At 68.4% G+C, this 6,311-nt stretch carries 6 protein-coding genes; 4 read left to right on the top strand and 2 right to left on the bottom strand.

All coding sequences use genetic code 11. The annotated features are described in order from the left end of the window. The first annotated feature begins 263 nt into the window (after positions 1 to 263). On the top strand, positions 264 to 614 hold the full coding sequence (locus AC07CM_RS44745; protein WP_478882314.1) for a hypothetical protein: 351 nt from the start codon (positions 264 to 266) through the stop codon (positions 612 to 614). Positions 615 to 1,040: 426 nt separating this feature from the next. On the opposite strand, the gene AC07CM_RS44740 is transcribed toward AC07CM_RS44745, so the two are convergent. Continuing rightward, positions 1,041 to 1,544, bottom strand: coding sequence for a hypothetical protein (locus AC07CM_RS44740; protein ID WP_478882313.1), 504 nt, complete (start codon positions 1,542 to 1,544; stop codon positions 1,041 to 1,043). Between the two features lie 671 nt (positions 1,545 to 2,215). Then, on the bottom strand, positions 2,216 to 3,043 hold the full coding sequence (locus AC07CM_RS44735) for a class I SAM-dependent methyltransferase (RefSeq protein ID WP_478882312.1): 828 nt from the start codon (positions 3,041 to 3,043) through the stop codon (positions 2,216 to 2,218). A 484-nt stretch (positions 3,044 to 3,527) separates the two neighbouring features. Here AC07CM_RS44735 and cutA point away from each other — a divergent pair, with 484 nt between their 5' ends. The 3 genes from cutA (at position 3,528) to AC07CM_RS44720 (ending at position 6,171) form a co-directional block, all read left to right on the top strand. Next, positions 3,528 to 3,845, top strand: a complete 318-nt coding sequence (cutA, locus tag AC07CM_RS44730; RefSeq protein WP_478882311.1) for a divalent-cation tolerance protein CutA — start codon at positions 3,528 to 3,530, stop codon at positions 3,843 to 3,845. Between the two features lie 491 nt (positions 3,846 to 4,336). Next, positions 4,337 to 5,689 (top strand): AAA family ATPase, encoded by a 1,353-nt coding sequence (locus AC07CM_RS44725; protein WP_478882310.1) that lies wholly within the window; start codon positions 4,337 to 4,339, stop codon positions 5,687 to 5,689. Further along, positions 5,686 to 6,171, top strand: a complete 486-nt coding sequence (locus AC07CM_RS44720; RefSeq protein ID WP_478882309.1) for an HNH endonuclease family protein — start codon at positions 5,686 to 5,688, stop codon at positions 6,169 to 6,171. The genes AC07CM_RS44725 and AC07CM_RS44720 overlap by 4 nt, the downstream gene beginning before the upstream one ends. Positions 6,172 to 6,311: the final 140 nt, after the last annotated feature.

Below are 6,311 nucleotides of genomic sequence, written 5' to 3'. Positions count from 1 at the left end.
CGCGCCCCCCCCCCCCCCCCCCCCCCCCCCCCCCCCCCCCCCCCCCCCCCCCCCCCCCTCCCCCGGCCCGGTGGTGCTACGGCAGGTCTACCAGCCGGGCAAGCAGGCTTGCGGCGGTCGCCGGACATCGCGTAGCGGCGGGCGGCCAGGCCGCGCTCGAGGGTCTCGCTGATCTGCTCGCACAGCAGCAGGACGTCGGCCGCGTCGGTGTCGGACAGGCAGGCCGGCTCGACTTCGCGCATCAGCTCCCCGATCGCGTGCGTATGGGCGGCGAGGTCGGCGATGGCGGCGCGCAGTTCGGCGACGGTCGGGTCCGCCGGCGGATCGGCGGGCGGTGGTGGCGGGGCGGTGCGGACGTCGTCCATCGCCTCACGCAGCCCGGCCGTCATCTCACCGGCCTGCGCAACGCTGAGCACCGGCTGCGCCGGTTCGGCGACGTGCTCCTGGTCCTCGTTGTGCTCGCCCACAACTCCATCGTCCTGCGCGGCGGCGGGCCCGACCAGGGCATACGGAAGGCTGTTGCACGGCGGAAGCGGACGACGCTGGGCGGGGCGGCGGCCCGGATGTGTGGTCGACGGCGTCCTGAAGGTGTGAGCCACGACACACAACCGTGAGGCTTCCGATCAAACCGGGCGGAGGCGTACGTTCCGTTTACCCCGCGTCGGCGCCCTCCAAAGGCGCCGGGCCCGCCGGTCCTAGCTAGGCGGCGGGCCCCGCGGGGGCCAAACGCCAGGCTTGATCGAGCCTGGAAGGGCGTCCCGCGCGTGACTGCGCACGCGCCCTCAAGAGCAGGGGTGCTGGGGCCACGGCAGCGGCCGGGCTTGAACGATCAGAGTTGTACTGACACCCACCCCCTGCGGCCGTCCGACGGCGGGACCCGGACGGCATTGAGATGCCCCGGCCACCCAGTGGCCGGGGGCCTTCACCGCCTCATGGGTCAGCCCCATCCCCTGCCGTCACGACGGCGTTGCTGGGCGCCCGCCCCGGCGGGTGCCGGGCGGGCGCCACTTCACCGTGATGCGGACAGCGCGCGGGAAGGCTTACCCGGCGTGACTGTTGCGCAGGCGTGTGGAGCGGCGGCGTGGGCGGCGGACAGGCCGCAGTACGGCCCGCAGGATGCGGAGCACGCTGGGGCGCTGCAGGTGGCCGATCATCGCAACTTGGTAGCAGCCCATGGCATCGGCGTATGCCTTCCAGTCGGCCGCATCGATGGCGGCCACCGCCGACTTTCCCCACCGGCGAGCGTCCTCGGGCATCCGTGCGCTCGTGAAACAGGTGAGCGTCACCTCTCTACGGGCCGCGCATTCTTCTTCCGCGACGCTGCCCGGAACACACGGCCAGACGCTGGCGGCGTAGGCGTCGACCTCGCGGCTCCCGCGGATCACAAGGGCACTCGCCTGGGCGGTGTTCTCCACGTAGTGCTCCACGTCCAGCCGCTTGCGATACAGCATTTCCCCTGCCGCGAGGAAGACACCAGCGGTGACGGTGACCGTCGCCAGCCACCGCCACACGCTCATGGGGACGTCGCTGAGGCTCTCCAGCATCACGACGGCGGTGGAACCGACACCGGCGCCCAGGACCGCAGTGAACCCAGCGACCCAAAGACGACTAGGTATATGTATATGAGGCATGCACAGATTGTGACTAGCCGTGCCAACAACGCTGCGTGCAGGGGTAGATAACGGGTCTGTTGCGGGACTGTTCCGGCGGCCGTGGGCAGCGTTCTCGCCCGCGTCCAAGAACCGATCGGTTCGTGAGCAGCCAGGGCGCGGGCGACGTCCAAGAGCCGGTGCGACTCAGGCTGGGAGACACCGACTCCTTTCTTGTGGTGCAACGCCCAGCTGGAGGGGGCGAGCGGCACCCCAGACGCAAGCAGCATGCGCGTCCCGGCCCCGGGCAGCGAGCACGGCCACGGAGCGCCGGACGTCGTCCATCGCCTCCCGCAGCCCGTCCGTCACCTGCGGGCCCGCACGGCCGTCAACGACGGCCGTACCGGTTCGGCGACCTCGCCCCGGTCCTGGCCGCGCTCGCCGACTCCATCGTCCTCCGCGCCGGCGCGCCCGGCCAGGGCATACGGAGGTCTTACCGCTACGTCGGCGGTGCGTTCAGCGTGACGGAGGTGCTTTCACCGCAAACCCACGGCGTCTTCGGCAGGCAGACATGAAGGTGCGGTGGGCCGTTGCCTCTGAAATCGGCAGGTCCTTCACCACTGGGCTCACTCGGCGCGCTGTCCGACACGCAGGAAGCTCAGATAACGGCGTGATGCCCGGTCGCCCATCCGTGTGCGGATGCGTTCGGCGATGGCGTCAGCCAGGGGCTCACGGACGTCGCGGTCGAGCCGCCGGTACAGCGACGTCGAGCGAAGGAGATCGGCAAAGCCGTCCCCGTCGAACCACTGAACGGTCGGGTACCAGCGCACGATCGTCGGGCCGAACAATCCTCCGGGACCATCGACCAGGCCCCAACCCTCGTCGGTGGCGCGCACCTCGTCTTCCAGCGGCGGATGACCCCAGCCGGGGTTCCCCGGGCAGAACCGCTCGTGGAGATCGGCGGTCTCTGCGTACACCTCCGGCTCTCCCGGCCGGCGGACAACCACGTGACCGAGCAACGCCATCCAACCTCCAGGACGGAGCACGTCATGCGCCCGCCGCCAGCCGATCGACGGATCGACCCAGTGCCACGACGACGCAGCCACGAGAGCATCGAAGCGCCGGCCGCGGTCGTCCCACTCCTCGAACGTCGACGTCTCGACTTCGACGTTACGGAAGGAGGCGATCCGGTGGCGAGCGAGTGCGGCCATCTCCAGGCCCGGCTCGATGGCGGTCACTGAGCTCCCGAGCGCTGCGAGCGAGCGCGTTGCCTGACCGGTACCGCAGCCCACCTCCAGCAGCGACGACCCCTCGTCCATACCGGTGACGGCGACAAGGTCCGCGAACAGCTCGTCGGGGTATCCCGGGCGGACCCGGTCGTAGAGCTCCGGCACCTCGTTGAACACCCGGCCGACGTCGCGTGGATTCGGGCGCATCCTCGGAACATCAGTCACGAGCGCACAAGCTATGAAGCTCGCCCACGGCGACGCCACTGGATTAACGGCAGCTCCTCCACAGCAGCCCTGCCGGTCCTTTTCGTCCGCTCCGCCAGCAGTGGTCACGAGACGGTGCCGCGCAGGGCGCGGGGAGCAGAGGACGTCTCTCGCGGTGCTCTGTACGGCGTAGGGACCATCCCCGCTAGCGTGGGGAGCAGGGTGGCCGTGACTACGGGCACTTCGTGCTCCCGGGGCCATCCCCGCAGGCGCGGGGATGGCCCCGACCGCCGCACTGTCGTGGCGGTACCTGGAATGCTGCTCCCCGCGCCCTGCGGGATGACGCCGGAAGCCAGGCCGTGCACAGTGAGACGGCCTGGACCATGGACGGACCACCACCACCCGTTCACCTGCGGCAAGGCCGAAACGACGGCGCAGACATGGTCGGCAGTGACGACCTTCAACTCCGAGCACGCTCAGCTGCCCTGCTGAGTAAGCTCCCAACATGACCGACCTCTTGCAGGTGTCGACCGCAACTCCCACACGGCAGGAAGCGATTGAGCTGGCGCGATCAGCAGTCGGAGCACGCCTGGCGGCTGGTGCGCAAATCATCGGTCCTGTGATCTCTGCCTTCTGGCACGACGGCGAGTTCGGAACTGGGGAGGAGTGGCAGCTGCTCTTGAAAACGACCAAGGCCCGCTACCCGGAACTAGAGGCACACCTGCTAGAGAAACACCCCTGGCAGAACCCGGAGATCGCGGCCGTGCCCATTGCCATGGGTTCCAAGGGCTGCATGGACTGGATCACCGCCAACACCGCCTGAAGTAGCTGCCTTCAAGCCACACTCGTCTTCTCCAGGACAGCCGCTACGGCAAGAAGGGAACGGTGCGCGCCAAGCTGTTCCTTGAGCGGGACGAGGCGTTGCCGGGGCGCACGGGGGCTACCTCAATGCATGGGCAGCACTGCGCCGACCTGGAGGAGCGACTCCGGGTCTATGCCACCGCGATCAACCTCCTCGCCATGGAAAACGTTGCCCTGAGCGGCCGCGACGCCGGAGCGCGTGTACTCCCGATACGCGGGCCGGAGAACACCTCGCGGTCAACGAAAGCCCCGTCCGGCCGAGGGCCGGACGGGCGTCAGCCCGGACCCGGGCCGCCGGGTTGGCGGCGGTCCGGCGCCACAGCGTGGCTGGCGGCGCGGTCTGGCCGAGGGCGTCGCCCGCGGCGAGAAGCATGAGAATCTAGTTCGTCAGTGCCCCACGCGGCTATTGCTCGTGCCGCGGGTGAGGCGATCGGAGAGGAAGACGGAGCGCGGGTGTACGTCACGAGGGTCCAGCTCAGGAACGTCAAAGGCTTCAGCGGCAAGCGTGCTGTAGACCTGCCTCTATCCGGAGGCAGCGGTTGGACGGTTCTTGCGGGACGCAACAGCTCAGGTAAGTCGACTGTGCTGCAGGCCATCGCGCTGGCGCTGGGCGGGCCATCTGTCGCGCGGGCACTGGTATCGGACTTCACCGGCTGGGTCACCACTGGCGCCAAGAAGGGCGAAGTGGAAGTCCACGTCACCAGCGACCCCCATCTCGACGGTTTCGTGGGGTCGGGCAACAAGCCGCAGGGGGAAATCTCGCTGGGGCTCCAATGGGCGCGCCAACCGTCTGAGTCCGAGCACGCCCAGCGGCCTGTGATGGACGTGCTGACCGGCAAGGGCAAGGGCAAGAGTGGTCCCCGCGGGCCGTGGGCCGAGAACCCGATCGGCTGGTTCTATGCCGGCTACGGACCGTTTAGGCGGCTGACCGGTGGGTCGAGCGAGGCGCAGCGCCTCATGGTGAACCAGGGACCCAGCGGCCGTCTGGCCACGCTCTTCCATGAGGATGCCTCGCTGGCCGAGGGCGTGGCGTGGTTGATCGATCTGCGGCTGCGGTCGTATGAGGAGGATCCAGAGCGTGGTGCTGCCCGCGGGCTGCTCAATCAGGTCCTGAATTTGTTGCGGGACGGGCTGCTGCCCGACCGGTACCAGATCAAGAGGGTGACGGCGGACGGCCTGTGGGTGGTCGAGGACGGACACGAAGGGCCGGGATTCCCGCTGAAGGAGATGAGCGACGGCTACCGCACGGTGGCGGCACTAGTGCTGGACATCGCTCGTCAGCTCCATGGGGCCTACGGGTCTTTGCGGACCTGTCCGACCGACCGCGGAGGTACGGCGGTCGTCAACCCTGGCGTGGTGCTGATCGACGAAGTGGACGCGCATCTGCACGTAACCTGGCAGCGCAAGATAGGCGACTGGCTGCAAGAGCACTTCCCCAACATCCAGTTCATCGTCACCAGCCACAGTCCCTACATCTGCCAGGCCGCCGACGAGGGTGGGCTGATCCGGCTTACCGGGGTTGACCAGCAGCAGCCCCCGGAAGTGGTGGATGAGGACCTCTACCGCAGAGTCGTCTACGGCAGCGGGGACGATGCGGTGCTCTCGGAACTCTTCGGCCTGGAGACGCCCTACTCCAGCCGTGCCGAGCAGCAGCGCCGGCGTTTGGTGGCGCTGGAGACGAAGGTGTACGCCGAAACGGCCACCGACGAGGAAGTCGCCGAGTATCAGAAGTTGGGCGATTTGCTGACAAGTTCCCTGGAGAGCAGGGTGGCTGAGGTGTCGGCCCGGCTGGAGCAGGAACGGTGATCCCGCTTCAGCGCATACCTGTCTCCGACCATGCGCAGACCCTGCTGACACGGTGGACAGGACGGGTTCAGGACGCCGGCGGAACCTCGAAGGCGGCACGCGAGCAGTGGAAGAAGGCGGAGGCTCCCCAGAGACACGTGCGGGCGGCGTTGGAATCGATGGCCCGCGGTGCTGTCCGGTGCATGTACTGCGACGACAGCCGTGCCACGGACATCGACCACTTTCAGCCGCTGGAGAAAGCGCCACTGCGGGCGTTCGTGTGGATGAACCATCTGCTGGCCTGCTCTTACTGCAACAGCAATGCCAAAAGGTCCCAATACCCGGTCGACGCGGACGGAGCCTGCCTGCTGGTCGATCCCACCGCGGAGGATCCTGCCGCCCACCTGGTGCTGCTGTTGAAGAGCGGTGAGTACACGCCGGTTACCGGTAGTTCGTTAAATTCGGTGGTGGTGTGGGTTGACGGCAGGTCGGGTTGGTCGTAGGCCGGTGGTAGGAGTCAACTGCCTTGCCGGAGGCTGGAGATGACTGCTCGCCGTCCGTGTCCGCCCGCGCCGGGGCCGTTGGAGGACTACGCGGCCCGGTTCGACGACCTCTTCTTCAGCCTGGCCCAGCGGCGAGGGTT

Source organism: Streptomyces sp. NPDC044061, from assembly GCF_056434305.1.
The sequence above is the reverse complement of the archived record's forward strand: the minus strand, read 5'-3'. Positions and strand labels throughout refer to the sequence as shown.